Origin of the sequence: Streptomyces sp. NPDC018964, from assembly GCF_044390325.1 — a bacterium.
GTDB lineage: Bacteria > Actinomycetota > Actinomycetes > Streptomycetales > Streptomycetaceae > Streptomyces.
Genome location: NZ_JBIRYZ010000006.1, coordinates 369,788 through 383,831, shown reverse-complemented (window position 1 = coordinate 383,831; position 14,044 = coordinate 369,788). Strand labels below are relative to the sequence as shown.

Here is a 14,044-nt window from a genome sequence, read left to right as displayed (position 1 = left end):
GACGAGGCCCTGCCGGCTCTCGGCCGGAGGGTGTCCGGGCCGGTGGAGCGGCCGCTTCGTCCAGCGCGACATGGAGCGGCGGCGGTTCTCCGGGACGGGCCTTCAGGACGGGCCTTCAGGGCGGTCCCCCTCCCGGACTACGCCTGTCCTGTCGCGCCGCGGCACGCCTCCACGTAGCTCCGGACCAGGGGCCGCGTGCCGTCCTGGGTCCGCCAGGCCAGGGCGAACCGGGTCGGGGAGAGTCCGCGGACCGGACGGGTGGTGACGCCGCCCAGGGTGAGCAGGGGGGCGTTGCCGGCGGCCACCAGGCAGATGCCGAGACCCGCCACCAGGGCCTCGTACGTCTCCTCCGTACCGGCGATCTCCGCGCCGATGAGGGGCGGGCCGCCGGGGCGTTCGTCGAGGGCGAGCCAGTGGTCGCGCAGGATGCCCGTGCTCGGGGGCAGGGCCAGGAACGGCTCGTCGGCGAGGTCCGCGAGGGTGAGGTCCGCGCGGGCGGCCAGGGGGTGCGCCTCGGGGAGGGCGACCAGGCGGGGCTCCTCGGCGACCACGGTCCACTCGTAGCGGCCGGCGTCGGGCATCGGCAGCCAGACGAACGCCACGTCCGCCCCGCCGTCCGCGAGGCCCGCCGTCGGGTCCTCCCAGCTGACCTGCCGCAGCCGCACCTCGGTGTCGGGGTGCGCGGCGGTGAAACGGGAGCGGATCGCCGGGAGCAGGCCGCCACGGCCGAGGCTGGTGCTCATGCCCACGACCAGCGTGCCGCACCGTGCCGCCCGCTCCACCGCCGCGGCCCCCTCCTCCCACGCCGCCAGCAGGCGCCGGGCGTGGGGCAGCAGCGCCGTACCGGCGGTGGTGAGCGCCACGCCCTGCCGGTCGCGGCGGAACAGTTCGGTGTCCAGCCGCCGTTCCAGCGCCCGTATCTGCTTGCTCAGGGCGGGCTGTGACACGTACAGGCGTTCCGACGCGCGGGTGAAGTGCAGTTCCTCCGCCACGACCAGGAAGTAGCGCAGGTCCCTCAGGTGAACGTCCGTCTTCATAGCCATCGGTTGTCAGCGTAGGTCTTGGACGGGCAACCGGCCCTGGAACAAAGGTGGTTGACGTAACCGAGGGGCGGTCGAGGCACGAGGAGCCGGGATGAACAAGGTGTGGCTGATCACGGGCGCGAGCAGCGGATTCGGCCGGGCGATCGCCGAGGCCGCCCTCGCCGACGGCGATGTGGTGATCGGTACGGCCCGCCGGCCGGAGGCGCTGGACGACCTGGTCGCCGCCCACACCGGCCAGGCGGAGGCGCTGCGCCTGGACGTGACCGACGTCGCGGCGGCCGAGGCCGTGGTGCGGGACGTGGTGGCGCGGTACGGACGCGTCGACGTCCTGGTCAACAACGCGGGGCGGACCCATGTGGGGGCCCTCGAGGAGACCTCCGACGACGAGCTGCGCGCGTTGTTCGACGTGCACGTCTTCGGCCCCGCCGCGTTGGTGCGGGCGGTGTTGCCGGGCATGCGGGAGCGGCGCACGGGGGCGATCGTGCAGATGAGCAGCATGGGCGGGCAGATGTCCCTCGCCGGTTTCGGAGCGTACAGCGGTACGAAGTTCGCGCTGGAGGGCATGTCGGAGGCGCTCGCGGACGAGGTGCGGGAGTACGGCGTCAAGGTGCTGATCGTGGAGCCGGGGGCCTTCCGCACCGGCCTGTTCGAGACGAGCAGGGCCGGGGTCAGCCCGGACAGCGGGCTGTACGCCAAGGTCGGCGAGACCCGTTCCGCCGTGGCCGGCGGCGACGGCTCCCAGCCCGGCGACCCGGCGAAGGCGGCGGCCTTGATCCTGGCCGCGCTCGAGGCGGCGGACACCCCCTTGCGGCTGCCGCTCGGCGACGACGGCGTCGGCGCGGTCCTCGGCCACCTCGACCAGGTCCGCGAGGACGTCCTGGCCTGGGAGAAGCGCACCCGGGCCACGGCCTTCGACGACTGAGCGCCGCCACCGCCCGCGTTGTCGGCCGTCTCCGCGGAGACGGCCGACGGTACGTGGAGGCTGCGCGTCGGCGACAACGCGTCGTGGGACACCGGGTGGCTGGACGGCTGGGTGCCGTGGTTCCGGCTCCGGCGGACGCCGCTCACCGCACAGGACCCCGTTCCCGGAGGAGGCACCCCGGGGACGGGGTCCGTCGTTCCGTGTCCACGATGCCGCTCGCGTCCGTACCCGCGTCCTGCGGGTCCCGCGGGAACCCCGTCGGTCCCGACGGTTCCGACGGTTCCGTCACCGCACGCAAGGCCCCGGGCCTGGCCGCGGCCCCGCTCCTGTGCGACCAGGAGGCGGGGTGTGAGCCGGAGGGCGGTGGCATGGAGGTGTGACGGCCGTCATAGCGGGGAGAAAGTGCCTGCGTAAAGCCCCCGTCCGACAGTGTCATCACAACGAGTGATTCTCTGGCCTTTGCTTGCCTGGCACAACCTACGGTTGCGACGCTGTTGCTGTCTGTACAACCTGATGGGAGTGGCCTGTGACATTCGGTGAGCAGCCGGCGTACCTGCGTGTCGCGGGTGATCTCCGCAAGAAGATCGTCGACGGCCGACTGCCGCCGCACACGCGGCTCCCCTCCCAGGCGAGGATCCGCGAGGAGTACGGCGTCTCGGACACGGTCGCGCTGGAGGCGCGCAAGGTCCTCATGGCGGAGGGGCTCGTCGAGGGCCGCTCCGGCTCGGGGACGTACGTGCGCGAGCGGCCGGTGCCCCGCAGGGTCGCCCGTTCGGGGTTCCGGCCGGAGCACGGGGCCACGCCGTTCCGGCAGGAGCAGGCCGACGCGGGCGTCCGGGGCACCTGGGAGTCCAGCAGCGAGCAGACCGAGGCCCCCGGCGCCGTCGCCGAGCGGCTGGCCATCGAGCCCGGCGACCGCGTGATGCGCACCAGGTACCTCTTCCGGGAGGCCGGTGACCCGATGATGCTCTCCACCTCCTGGGAGCCGCTCGCCCTCACCGGCCGGACCCCCGTGATGCTGCCCGAGGAGGGACCGCTCGGCGGCATGGGGGTCGTCGAGCGCATGCGCGCCATCGACGTGATCGTGGACAACGTCACCGAGGAGGTCGGCGCCCGCCCCGGACTCGCCGAGGAACTGGTGCTGCTGGGCGGTGTCCCCGGGCATGTCGTCCTGGTCATCCAGCGCACCTACTTCGCCTCGGGACGGCCGGTCGAGACCGCCGACGTGGTCATCCCCGCCGACCGCTACCGAGCCGCCTACCACCTCCCGGTGAAGTAGCGGACCCGGTGGTGGCGAGGGGCGGGCCTCCCGCCCCGTCGTGTCCGGTGGGCCGTGCCAGCGTTCCGGGCCTTCCCGGGAGGCCGGCCGTCAGGCCCGCACCGCGCTCCTCGCGACCGCTCGTCGGCGGCCCGCCCCCGCCCCGCACCTCCGCGTCCCGGTCGGTACCCGCGTCTCCGGTCGGCGCTCCCCGCGCCGGCCGGTTCGTGCTTCCTGCGGCTTTCCGGCCGCTCTCCGCGTCTTTCGCCGGCGCTCCCCGTGCCGGCGGTTCGCGCTCCCAGCGCTCCCAGCGCTCCCCGCGCCTCCCCGCCCGCTCCCCAGTGGTGATCGTCACACTCCTCCACCGACCCGCCGTGCGCCCTTCCGCGCCCCCGGCCCGCCTCCGCTCCGGCGTGTCCCCCGCGGAGCCTTCGCCCCCGTGCCGTAGCAATCTGGCCGTTTTCCCAGGTCGCCCCCGGAGCGCGGCGCACCGGGCACCATGCCGCTGACCGGACGCGTCGGCCTCCCCGCACGGCGCATCCGCCACCGTGCGCCCCCTGCGTTCTGGCTGGTTGCGTGCCTCTTTGTGAAAAGGCGTATTCGCTCAGTGAAGGTAAGGCGTAGGCTCGGGCATATGCGGACTGGGGTTTCCTTATCGGGCGGGGCGCGGCACCGGCCGCGGACGAGAAGCGGAGGGGAGCGATGAACGACGGCACGGTGACTCTTCCCTGGCTCGTCGTGCGCCAGGACGACAACGGCAACCGCTACCGAGTGGGCAGGTACGCGACCCGAGCCGAGGCCGAGAGGATCGCGGAGAGCCTCGACGGGCGCGGCCACAAGCAGCTCTACTGGGTCGAGCGGATCGGCCAGAACGGAACGTCCGCCGACTGACCCGGACCACCGGCGACCCCCACCCGCCCCTCCCGTAGGCTCCGGCGCATGAGCGAGCGGATCGTGGTGGTCGGTGCGGCCCTGTGGCACGAGGGGCGGCTGCTCGCCGCCCGCCGGAGCGCACCCGCCGAACTGGCCGGGCGCTGGGAGCTGCCCGGCGGCAAGGTCGAGCCGGGGGAGGCCCCCGAGGCGGCCGTCGTGCGGGAGCTGCGCGAGGAGCTCGGCGTCGACGCCGAGGCCGTGGAGCGCGTCCCGGGGGAGTGGCCGCTGCGGACGCCGTACGTGATGCGGGTGTGGACCGCGCGCCTGCGCCCCGGATCCGCCGCGCCCCGGCCCCTCGAGGACCACGACGAGCTGCGCTGGCTCACCCCCGACCGGATCTGGGACGTCGACTGGCTCGACCACGACGTGCCCGCGGTCCGCGACACCCTCACCCACCTCGGTCTCCGGGAGGGCGTGTGAAGTACGGGTCCGGCGCGCGGGGGCAGGAGTGACGGGGTGCGGGCGCCTTCCCGCGCCGCTCGTGCCACGATGCGCCGTCGAGCACGGTACTCCGTCCGGGATATCGGGTATGTGCCCATTAACACCATGAAACCGGACATGGGTGGACTCCCTCGGCGGGGAAGTGATCCGCGTGATCGACACCGACGGCGACCGCGCCGCGTGGACCTTCTCGGCGGACCCGGGAACCGTGCGCGCCGCCCGCCGCGCCGTCCGTGACCAGCTGCGCATCTGGGACCTCGACAGCGTGGGCGACCTCGCGGCCCTGCTGGTCAGCGAACTGGTCACCAACGCCCTGCGGTACGCCACCGGCCCCATCGGAGTGCGCCTGACCCGCCCCGCGGGCCTCGGCGGTGTCCTCCTGGTGGAGGTCTCCGACCCCCTCCCCGAGCCCCCGCACGAACGCGCCGCCCGGCCCGAGGACGAGGGCGGGCGCGGGCTGCAGCTGCTGGCCTCCGCCTCCCGCCGCTGGGGCACCCGGCCGGCCGCCCCCGGCAAGACCGTGTGGTTCGAACTCGTGGTGCCGAGATGAGGGATCGCACGCCCGTTCAGGGTGTACGCGAGCGCCACTTCCGTCGAGTGACCGGTTCCGGACTCCAGAGGTTGTCGAAGAGGGGGATTCGACGACGTGTCCGCTGGTTAGAAGACTGGAAGTGTTCTCACGGCGCGGACCGAAAAGCATCGGGACCGTGCTGTGATCGTGAACACCGTGTTGTACGGCACCGTAGTGCTGGATACTGCGGGCAGCCGCCCCCGGTGACCGGTGCCGGACGCGGTGAGCTGGAGGGGACGGTTCGCGTGAGCGAGATACCAGCGAAGGCCACGGAGTCCGAGGACCCGTCGGGCGGCGCGAGGAGAGGGGCCGTCGACGGCCCCTTCTCCGGCGACGCTCCGTCCGGCGACATGATGTGGCAGAGCAGTCCGCCCGGCTCCATGTACGACTACATCAAGGCCGCTTCCTTCTCCATCGGCCCGGACGGGCTGGTCGACCAGTGGAGCCTGCGCGCCGAGCAGATCTTCGGCATCCCCGCCGAGCGAGCCGTCGGCATGGACCCCATCGAGGCGTTCATCGAGCCCGTCCGTCGGGAGCGCGGCCAGCGCAAGATGGCCGAGATCCTCGACGGCCGGGAGTGGACCGGAGTGGTGCCCTTCCGGCTGCCGGCCACCATGGTGGCGGACGAGCGCGACCGGGAGGGCCTCGCCGAGGTCTACGTCATGCCGACGCGGACCGAGGAGGGGCAGAAGGCCGCCGTCTGTATCGTCGTCGATGTCCGCACCCTGCGCCGCATCGAGACCGACCTCGCCGCCTCGCAGGCCATATTCGGCCAATCTCCGTTCGGCTTCCTGCTGATCGACCCCGACCTGCGGGTGCGCCGCGCCAACCAGCGGTTCGCGTCCGTCTTCGGCGGCACCCCCGACGACCACCGCGGCAAGGGCGTCCACGACTACCTGCCGCGCGGTGAGGCCGAGCGGGTCGCCGCGACCCTGCGCCGGGTCCTGGAGACCGGCGACTCCATCACGGACATGCACGTCACGGGCTTCGTACCGGGCTCCGACGAGCGCCGCCACTGGTCCGTCAACCTCTACCGCGTACACAGCGGAAGCGGCCGGCCCATTGGCATCTCCTGGCTCGGAACCGACATCACCGACCGCCGCGCCGCCGCCCGGGAGGCCGCCGCCGCGCGGCGCAATCTCGCCCTCCTCAACGAGGCGGGCGCCCGGATCGGCAACTCCCTCGACCTGGAGACCACCGCCCGCGAACTCCTCGACGTCGTCGTCCCCGGCTTCTGCGACCTGGCCACCGTCGACCTGTACCAGGGGCTGCTGGCCGGCGACGAGACCCCGCCGGGCCTCGCCGACGGCAGCGCGGAGGTGCGCCGCGTCGCCTTCGCCAGCGCCGTGTCCGACGCGCCGTTCAGCGTCACCGGGGAGCCGGTGAAGCTGGGCGCCGTCCACCACTACCCGTTCAACTCGCCCTGCGCGGACGCCCTGCGCACCGCCCGTCCGCAGAGCGTCCCCGGCGGGGACGGCGGCCTGGTGCAGTCCACGCTCGCCGTGCCGATGGTCGCCCACGACACGGTGGTGGGACTCGCGCAGTTCGCCCGCACCAAGGGCAGCGAGCCGTTCGGCGACCGCGACCGCGACCTCGCGGTGGAACTGGCCGCCCGCGCCGCCGTCTGCATCGACAACGCCCGCCTCTACCGGCGCGAGCACGAACGCGCGTTGATACTGCAGCGCTCGCTGCTCCCGCCGGGCGACCCGGAGGCCTCCGGCCTCGACATCGCCTGCCGCTACCTGCCCGGCAACGCGGCCACCGGCCGGTCCAGCGAGGTCGGCGGCGACTGGTTCGACGTCATCGAACTGCCCGGCCACCGCACCGCGCTGGTCGTCGGCGACGTCATGGGGCGCGGTCTGCGCGCGGCCGTGGCCATGGGCGAACTGCGCACCGCCGTACGGACCCTGGCCCAGCTCGACCTGGAACCCGCCGAGGTGCTCTCCCAGTTGGACGAGATCGCCCGGGGCCTCGGCGCCCCCGGAGGCGTCCAGCAGGCCACCCGCGCCGCCCGCCGCCCCCGTGAGGCCGACCTCTCCGAGGTCTACCTGGCGACCTGCGTCTACGCCGTCTACGACGCGGTGACCAGGCGCTGCACCTTCGCCAACGCGGGCCATCTGCCGCCCGTCCTGGTCGAACCCGGCGAGCCCGCGCTGATGCTGGACGTGCCGCCCGGCATGCCGCTCGGCGTCGGCGGCGAACCCTTCGAGGAGGTGGAGGTCGAACTGCCCGAGGGCGCCCTGCTCGCGCTCTACACGGACGGACTGGTCGAAAGCCGCGACCACCCCCTCGACGAGGGCCTCCAGGCCTTCGTGCACGCCCTGAGGGACCCCTCCGCACCCCTGGAGGACGTCTGCGACCACGTCCTCGACACCCTCGGCACCCACCACGGCGAGGACGACATCGCCCTGCTGATGGCCCGCGTCCAGGGACTGCCCGCCGAGTCCGTCGGCGACTGGACCCTGCCCCGCGAGCCCCGCAGCGTGGGCCGCGCCCGCGAGTACGCCCGCGCGCAGCTGCTCGCCTGGGACATGGAGCCCTTGGTCGACACCACGGAACTCCTGGTCAGCGAACTGGTCACCAACGCCCTGCGGTACGGCGAGGGGGAGATCAGACTCCGCCTCCTCCTCGACCGCACCCTGGTCTGCGAGGTCTGGGACTCCGGCCTGGTCCAGCCCCGCCGCCGCCGCGCCCGCGACACCGACGAGGGCGGCCGCGGCCTCCAGCTGGTCGGCCTGCTCAGCGCGGCCTGGGGCTCCCGCCGCACCCCCCGCGGCAAGACGGTCTGGTTCGAACTCCCCCTCCCCGGCACGGACACCCCCCTCACCGACCCGGCGGAGGCGCTGCTGAGCCTGTTCTGACGGCCCGTCGGCGCGGCGCGTATACGCTCGCGCCATGTCCACCACTCCGATCGCCCCGGTCCGCCTGACGGCCGGCCCCCTCACCCTGCGCCCTTGGACGCCCGAGGACGCGGCCGTCCTGGCCGAGCTGTACGAGGACGCGGCGATGCGCCGCTGGGCGAGCGCGCCCGTGCACGACGAGCCGAGCGCGGCGCGCTGGGTGGCCGAACAGCGGCGCGGCTGGGAGGCCGGCGAACGCCTCGCGTTCGCCGTGGAGGAGAGGGAGGCGTCCGACGCCCGGCCTGCGGGCCATGTCGTGCTCAAACGGTCGGCCACGACCGCCGTCTCGGCCGAGGTCGGCTACTGGACGGCCGCCCACGCGCGGGGCAGGGGAGTGGCCCCGCGAGCCCTGACCGCCGTGGCCGACTGGGCCTTCGCCACCTTCGCCCACGAGGGCCTGGCCTGCCTGGAGCTGCTGCACCAGGTCGACAACACGGCCTCCTGCCGCGTCGCCGAGAAGTGCGGCTTCACGCTGTCCGGCCTGCTCCCCGCCACCCCGCCGGCCTTCCCCCTCGACGGCCACCGGCACATGCGGCGGGCACCCCGCGCCACATGATCGCAACCGGAACACCCGTTCCCCTCGTCCTCCCCCTCAACATCGATCACGCGGCTGCCCGGTGGGCGTCGACGGGCGAAGGGGAGCCGGCATGGAGCGTACGGAGCCGCAGGAACCGGTGACCCCACCGGAGGGGACCTCTCCGGACGGCGCGGACGGTGGGGCTCCCCGGCGGGACACCGCCGAGGGCGACCCCCCGCCCGGCACGCCTCCGCGCGCCGAACCGGCGGCCACCCCGGACGGGACGTCCCCGCCGGAGCCGGCCGGAGCGGGCGACACGGCCTCCACCGACGGGCGGACCGGAAAGCGCCGCAGACCCTGGGTCCGGCGGGTCCGGCGGGGTGCCCTCGCGGCCGTGCTCCTGCTGGTCGTGCCCCTCCTCGCCATCGAGACCGCCCTGCGCGTCAACTACATGGGCGACCCGGCGGACGGCACGTACACCCGTGACCGGGACGCCATGTGGCTCGGGCACGCCTGGGTCGACGGGCGGAAGAAGGACGCCGACGTCACCGCGCTCGCCCGCCGGCTCGAGGACACCGGGATCCGGGACCTGTACGTCCACTCCGGGCCGCTGGAGCACGACGGGACGCTGCCGGAGTCCAAGTACCCCCGCGCCCGCTGGCTGATCGACGCCGTGCGCCGGGAGCTGCCCGGTGTCCGGGTCCAGGCCTTCCTCGGGGACGTCCTCGCCACCGAGGGGCCCGACGGCATGCGGCTGGAACGCGCCGCCACCCGCGCGGAAGTCGTCCGCAGCGCCGGTCAGGTCCTGGACGTGGGGTACGACGGGGTCCACCTCGACCTGGAGCCCCTGCACTCCGACGACGCGGACTACCTCTCCCTCCTGGACGACCTGCGCGCCGTCACCCGCGCCCGGGACGCGCAACTGTCCGTCGCCGCCCACCAGATCGACCCGCTCCCCGGCCTCCACACCGTCGCCGGCCTCTTCGCCGACCACCCCAAGTGGTGGTCCCAGAAGTTCTTCGGCCAGGTCGCCCGGCGCGTCGACCAGATCGCCGTGATGTCGTACGACACCGCCCGGCCGTTGGAGAGCACCTACGGCGGCTACGTCGCCCAGCAGACCTCCCTCGCCCTGGAGGTCACCCCGCCCACCACACACCTGCTGATGGGCCTGCCCTTCTACTACGAGAGCAACCCCAGCCACTGGGGCCACGCCGAGACCGTCGCCGCCGCCGTCCGCGGCGCCCGCCTCGGCCTCTCCCGCACGGACCCCGACCGCGAACTCTTCGGCGTCGCCCCGTACATCGACTTCGCGGCGACGGAGACGAACTGGAGGGAGTACCGGGAGGGCTGGCTGCGTCCCGACGCCTCCTAACGCCTCCTGATCTTCGAGCCCAGCCACACCAGCGGGTCGTACTTGCGGTCCACCGCCCGCTCCTTCAGGGGGATCAGCGCGTTGTCCGTGATCTTGATCCCCTCGGGACAGACCTCCGTGCAGCACTTGGTGATGTTGCAGTAGCCGAGGCCGTGGTCGTCCTGGGCCGTGCGGCTCCGGTCCAGGCCGGTCTCCCCGGCCGCGTCCAGCGGGTGCATGTCGAGCTCGGCGATCCGCATCAGGAAGCGGGGCCCGGCGAACGCGGGCTTGTTCTCCTCGTGGTCGCGGACCACGTGGCAGGTGTCCTGGCACAGGAAGCACTCGATGCACTTGCGGAACTCCTGCGAGCGGTCCACGTCCTCCTGCGCCATCCGGTACTCGCCCGCGGCAACCCCCTCCGGCGGGACGAAGGCCGGGACCTCCCTGGCCTTGGTGTAGTTGAAGCCGACGTCCGTCACCAGGTCGCGGATCACCGGGAAGGCCCGCAGCGGGGTCACGGTGATCGTCTCGTCCCGTTCGAACACCGACATGCGGGTCATGCACAGCAGCCGGGGACGCCCGTTGACCTCCGCCGAGCACGAACCGCACTTGCCGGCCTTGCAGTTCCAGCGCACGGCGAGGTCGGGGGCCTGGGTGGCCTGGAGGCGGTGGATGATGTCGAGGACCACCTCGCCGTCGTTCACCTCGACCGCGAAGTCCTCCAGGCCGCCGCCCCCGACGTCCCCGCGCCACACCTTGAAGCGGGCCTCGTAGCTGCTCATCCGTGGAGCTCCTCCTCGGCCAGGTACTTGACCAGCTCCTCCTTCTCGAAGAGGGCGAGCAGGTCGGGGCGGATGGGTTCGGTGGTCTCGCGGGTGAGGGCGATCCGGCCGCGCGCCGGGTCGGCGGCGGCCGCGAGACCGCCCGCCGGGTCGGTGAGTGCGCACAGCAGGTTCACGTTGCGCCAGGAGCGCTCCATCCCGGCGTGGTCCTCGCGGGTGTGCCCGCCGCGCGACTCGGTGCGCTCCAGCGCCGCCCGGGCCACGCACTCGCTGACCAGCAGCATGTTCCTCAGGTCCAGGGCGAGGTGCCAGCCGGGGTTGAACTGCCGGTGCCCCTCGACACCGGCCCGGCGGGCCCGTTCCCGCAGCTCGGCGAGCTTCTCCAGGGCCTGCTTCATCTCGTGCTCGCGGCGGATGATGCCGACCAGGTCGTTCATCGTCTGCTGGAGCTCCTGGTGCAGGGTGTACGGGTTCTCCGGCGGCCCCCCGTCCGGCTCCCCGCCCTCCGCGGAGAACGGGCGCAGGGCCTCCGCGGCGGCCGTGTCGATCTGGGCGTCGTCCACCCGGGGCCGTGCCGCCCCCGCCCCGCTCGCGTACTCGGCCGCGTGCCAGCCCGCCCGGCGCCCGAAGACCAGCAGGTCGGACAGGGAGTTCCCGCCCAGCCGGTTGGAGCCGTGCATCCCGCCGGCCACCTCACCGGCCGCGAACAGCCCCGGCACCCCGCGCGCCGCCGCCGAGTCGGAGTCGACGGCGATGCCGCCCATCACGTAGTGGCAGGTCGGCCCGACCTCCATCGCCTCCGCCGTGATGTCGACGTCCGCCAGCTCCTTGAACTGGTGGTACATCGACGGCAGCCGCCGCTTGATGACGTCGGCCGGCATCCGTGTGGACACGTCCAGGAAGACCCCGCCGTGCGGGGAGCCGCGGCCCGCCTTCACCTCGGCGTTGATCGCGCGGGCCACCTCGTCGCGGGGGAGCAGTTCGGGCGGGCGCCGGTTGTGGTCCGGGTCGTCGTACCAGCGGTCGCCCTCCTCCTCGGACTCGGCGTACTTCTCCTTGAAGACGTCCGGGATGTAGTCGAACATGAACCGCTTGCCCTCGGAGTTGCGCAGCACCCCGCCGTCCCCGCGCACCGACTCGGTGACGAGGATGCCCTTCACCGACGGCGGCCAGACCATCCCGGTCGGGTGGAACTGCACGAACTCCATGTTCAGCAGCGGAGCCCCGGCCAGCAGCGCCAGCGCGTGCCCGTCGCCGGTGTACTCCCACGAGTTCGACGTCACCTTGAACGACTTGCCGATGCCGCCGGTCGCGATGACGACGGCGGGCGCCTCCAGCACGAAGAAACGCCCCGACTCCCGCTCGTACCCGAAGACCCCCGAGACGCGGGGCCCGTCCTTCAGCACGCGGGTGACCGTGCACTCCTGGAAGACCTTCAGCCGGGACTCGTACTCCCCGGTCTCCCGGAAGTCCTCCTGCTGGAGCGCGACGATCCTCTGCTGGAGGGTGCGGATCAGCTCCAGGCCGGTGCGGTCGCCGACGTGCGCGAGGCGCGGGTACTCGTGGCCGCCGAAGTTGCGCTGCGAGATCCGGCCGTCCTCCGTCCGGTCGAACAGCGCGCCCCAGGTCTCCAGCTCCCACACCCGCTGCGGCGCCTCCTGGGCGTGCAGCTCGGCCATCCGCCACTGGTTGAGGAACTTCCCGCCGCGCAGGGTGTCGCGGAAGTGGACCTGCCAGTTGTCCCCGGCGTTGACGTTGCCCATCGCCGCCGCGATGCCGCCCTCGGCCATCACGGTGTGCGCCTTGCCGAACAGCGACTTGCAGATCACCGCCGTACGGGCGCCCCGCTCGCGCGCCTCGATCGCGGCGCGCAGACCGGCGCCGCCGGCCCCGACCACGACGACGTCCCACTCCTGTCGGTCGACCACGGACATCAGTCACAGCCCCCAGCTAGAAGAAGCGCGGATCGTCGAAGACACCGGACGCGACGAGGTAGACGTAGAGGTCGGCGAGGGCCACGCTCAGCAGCGACGCCCAGGCGAGCTGCATGTGCCGGGCGTTCAGCCGGCCCACCGTCTGCCACATCCGGTAGCGCACCGGATGCTTCGAGAAGTGCTTCAGCTTCCCGCCGACGATGTGCCGGCAGGAGTGGCAGGAGAGGGTGTACGCCCAGATCAGCGTGATGTTGACCAGGAACACCAGGGTGCCCAGGCCCATGTGGCCCCACGCGTAGTGCTCGTCGCGGAAGGCGAGCACGGTGTCGTAGGTCAGGATGCCGGCGACCGGGACCGCCGCGTAGAAGAAGTACCGGTGGACGTTCTGCAGGATCAGCGGGAAGCGGGTCTCCCCGGTGTACCTCGCGTGCGGTTCGGCGACCGCGCAGGCCGGTGGGGACGCCCAGAAGCCCCGGTAGTAGGCCTTGCGGTAGTAGTAGCAGGTCAGCCGGAAGCCGAGCGGGAAGATCAGGATGATGATCGCCGGTGAGATGCCCCACCAGCTGCCGAAGATCTCCCAGTTCGGCCCGGCCCGCATCGGTTCGCAGTTCTCCGCGAGGCACGGCGAGTAGAACGGCGAGACGTACGGCGCCGCGTAGTAGTCGGCGTTCGCGAAGGCCCGCCAGGTCGAGTAGACGACGAAGGCGAGCAGCCCGGCCGCGGTGGCGGCCGGGGCCAGCCACCAGCGGTCGGTCCGCAGGTGCGGGGCGGCGATCGCGGCGCGCGTACCGGCTCTCACACCGCCGCTTCGGGGACGGGGTTCTGTGGCGGGAGGTTCCGTACCAGTGGCCACTTGTCCACTCCGGTAGGGGTCGGGGGGCGTCGCGATCGGCGGGAGGTCAGGGGGCGCGACGGTCGCGGGCACCGAGGCCCTCGTCGTCCGTGTCCACCCACAGCGAGGGGTCGTACGGCGTGTCGGAGATGGTCACGAGATCGGTCCGCTTCCGCGCGGCCGCGACGACGGGGGCCGTCTCCCGCAGCAGCGCCACGCTCTCGCGCAGATGATCGGTGTCGGTACGGACGCGGCGCATCTCCAGGCCGCCGCTGCCGATCTCCTTCTCCAGCCGCCCCACCGACCGGATCAGGTCGTCGAGACAGCGCTGGACGGATGCCAGTTCGTCGTGCACGGACATGACTTGCCCTCACTTCCACGGGTCCTTCTGGCCCAAGGCGGCAACGTTCGTGCGCCTGCGAGTGTTGCGCGTCACACCTTGCGCTGTGAAGGGATGTGCATCGATTGGCCGAGGCGCACGGGCGCGCCCTCCGGTGCTTTGCGCCGCACGGGTGGGCTTGACCCCCGTGGCCGCCGTGTCGCCCTGAGTTGCCGAACCC

13 protein-coding genes are annotated in these 14,044 nt (G+C 72.9%); 8 read left to right on the top strand and 5 right to left on the bottom strand.

All coding sequences use genetic code 11. The features are described from left to right. Nucleotides 1–137 precede the first annotated feature (137 nt). Complete coding sequence (locus ACH5AO_RS13480; protein ID WP_398924383.1) at nt 138–1,043, bottom strand: LysR family transcriptional regulator; 906 nt, start codon at nt 1,041–1,043, stop codon at nt 138–140. A 91-nt stretch (nt 1,044–1,134) separates the two neighbouring features. Here ACH5AO_RS13480 and ACH5AO_RS13475 point away from each other — a divergent pair, with 91 nt between their 5' ends. The 8 genes from ACH5AO_RS13475 to ACH5AO_RS13440 all read left to right on the top strand — a co-directional run bounded on the left by ACH5AO_RS13475 (nt 1,135) and on the right by ACH5AO_RS13440 (nt 9,957). Then, nucleotides 1,135–1,965: an oxidoreductase gene (locus tag ACH5AO_RS13475; protein ID WP_398924382.1), complete on the top strand. Its 831-nt coding sequence runs from the start codon at nt 1,135–1,137 to the stop codon at nt 1,963–1,965. 526 nt (nt 1,966–2,491) lie between these two features. Further along, the gene (locus ACH5AO_RS13470; RefSeq protein WP_398924381.1) at nt 2,492–3,244 is read left to right on the top strand and encodes a GntR family transcriptional regulator; all 753 of its coding nucleotides are present in this window, start codon (nt 2,492–2,494) and stop codon (nt 3,242–3,244) included. A gap of 681 nt (nt 3,245–3,925) precedes the next feature. Continuing rightward, entirely contained in the window at nt 3,926–4,114 is a 189-nt protein-coding gene (locus tag ACH5AO_RS13465) for an SPOR domain-containing protein (protein WP_217129443.1), read from the top strand. A 48-nt stretch (nt 4,115–4,162) separates the two neighbouring features. Further along, nucleotides 4,163–4,576, top strand: a complete 414-nt coding sequence (locus ACH5AO_RS13460) for a (deoxy)nucleoside triphosphate pyrophosphohydrolase (RefSeq protein ID WP_398924380.1) — start codon at nt 4,163–4,165, stop codon at nt 4,574–4,576. Nucleotides 4,577–4,718: 142 nt separating this feature from the next. After that, on the top strand, nt 4,719–5,147 hold the full coding sequence (locus tag ACH5AO_RS13455) for an ATP-binding protein (RefSeq protein WP_398924379.1): 429 nt from the start codon (nt 4,719–4,721) through the stop codon (nt 5,145–5,147). A 266-nt stretch (nt 5,148–5,413) separates the two neighbouring features. Then, on the top strand, nt 5,414–8,029 hold the full coding sequence (locus ACH5AO_RS13450; protein WP_398924378.1) for a SpoIIE family protein phosphatase: 2,616 nt from the start codon (nt 5,414–5,416) through the stop codon (nt 8,027–8,029). Nucleotides 8,030–8,063: 34 nt separating this feature from the next. Beyond that, complete coding sequence (locus ACH5AO_RS13445; RefSeq protein ID WP_398924377.1) at nt 8,064–8,624, top strand: GNAT family N-acetyltransferase; 561 nt, start codon at nt 8,064–8,066, stop codon at nt 8,622–8,624. A gap of 91 nt (nt 8,625–8,715) precedes the next feature. Then, nucleotides 8,716–9,957: a hypothetical protein gene (locus ACH5AO_RS13440; RefSeq protein ID WP_398924376.1), complete on the top strand. Its 1,242-nt coding sequence runs from the start codon at nt 8,716–8,718 to the stop codon at nt 9,955–9,957. Here the strand turns inward: ACH5AO_RS13440 and ACH5AO_RS13435 are convergent. From ACH5AO_RS13435 to ACH5AO_RS13420, 4 genes are read right to left on the bottom strand one after another with little or no spacing between them, the layout of a single operon-like run. Next, nucleotides 9,954–10,718, bottom strand: coding sequence for a succinate dehydrogenase/fumarate reductase iron-sulfur subunit (locus ACH5AO_RS13435; protein ID WP_398924375.1), 765 nt, complete (start codon nt 10,716–10,718; stop codon nt 9,954–9,956). The genes ACH5AO_RS13440 and ACH5AO_RS13435 overlap by 4 nt on opposite strands. Next, nucleotides 10,715–12,652, bottom strand: coding sequence for a fumarate reductase/succinate dehydrogenase flavoprotein subunit (locus ACH5AO_RS13430; RefSeq protein ID WP_398924374.1), 1,938 nt, complete (start codon nt 12,650–12,652; stop codon nt 10,715–10,717). The genes ACH5AO_RS13435 and ACH5AO_RS13430 overlap by 4 nt, the downstream gene beginning before the upstream one ends. 16 nt (nt 12,653–12,668) lie before the next feature. Next, entirely contained in the window at nt 12,669–13,505 is an 837-nt protein-coding gene (locus ACH5AO_RS13425) for a hypothetical protein (protein ID WP_398924373.1), read from the bottom strand. A gap of 46 nt (nt 13,506–13,551) precedes the next feature. After that, entirely contained in the window at nt 13,552–13,845 is a 294-nt protein-coding gene (locus ACH5AO_RS13420; RefSeq protein ID WP_398924372.1) for a hypothetical protein, read from the bottom strand. Between the last annotated feature and the right edge of the window lie 199 nt (nt 13,846–14,044).

Bases quoted from the DNA above. Each gene is read 5' to 3' on its own strand.
- ACH5AO_RS13480 (WP_398924383.1), bottom strand. From the start codon at position 1,043: ATGGCTATGAAGACGGACGTTCACCTGAGGGACCTGCGCTACTTCCTG.
- ACH5AO_RS13475 (WP_398924382.1), top strand. From the start codon at position 1,135: ATGAACAAGGTGTGGCTGATCACGGGCGCGAGCAGCGGATTCGGCCGG.
- ACH5AO_RS13465 (WP_217129443.1), top strand. From the start codon at position 3,926: ATGAACGACGGCACGGTGACTCTTCCCTGGCTCGTCGTGCGCCAGGAC.
- ACH5AO_RS13460 (WP_398924380.1), top strand. From the start codon at position 4,163: ATGAGCGAGCGGATCGTGGTGGTCGGTGCGGCCCTGTGGCACGAGGGG.
- ACH5AO_RS13445 (WP_398924377.1), top strand. From the start codon at position 8,064: ATGTCCACCACTCCGATCGCCCCGGTCCGCCTGACGGCCGGCCCCCTC.
- ACH5AO_RS13440 (WP_398924376.1), top strand. From the start codon at position 8,716: ATGGAGCGTACGGAGCCGCAGGAACCGGTGACCCCACCGGAGGGGACC.
- ACH5AO_RS13435 (WP_398924375.1), bottom strand. From the start codon at position 10,718: ATGAGCAGCTACGAGGCCCGCTTCAAGGTGTGGCGCGGGGACGTCGGG.
- ACH5AO_RS13430 (WP_398924374.1), bottom strand. From the start codon at position 12,652: ATGTCCGTGGTCGACCGACAGGAGTGGGACGTCGTCGTGGTCGGGGCC.
- ACH5AO_RS13420 (WP_398924372.1), bottom strand. From the start codon at position 13,845: ATGTCCGTGCACGACGAACTGGCATCCGTCCAGCGCTGTCTCGACGAC.